Source organism: Neisseria sp. P0014.S002 (assembly GCF_051958295.1).
GTDB classification, from domain to species: Bacteria; Pseudomonadota; Gammaproteobacteria; order Burkholderiales; family Neisseriaceae; genus Neisseria; species Neisseria flavescens_B.
The window spans coordinates 1-236 of the sequence record NZ_JBQCVO010000129.1; the positions used below are offsets into that span (position 1 = coordinate 1).

Sequence of the window (236 nt, forward strand, 5' to 3'; positions counted from 1 at the left end):
CACATGAATAAGGGTCGGCTAACTACGTGCCAGCAGCCGCGGTCATACGTAGGACCCAAGCGTTATCCGGAATTACTGGGCGTAAAGAGTTGCGTAGGTGGCATAACAAGTGGAGCGTGAAAGCGTGTGGCTCAACCATACAGCCGCGTTCTAAACTGTTAAGCTTGAGTGCGAGAGAGGTAGATGGAATTCCCAGTGTAGGAGTGAAATCCGTAGATATTGGGAGGAACACCGAT

General features: G+C 50.8%; 1 rRNA gene. It reads left to right on the plus strand.

Going from position 1 to position 236, the window contains the following annotated elements:
- Window positions 1-236 (plus strand): 16S ribosomal RNA (locus ACTHSX_RS10875); the annotation flags it as partial.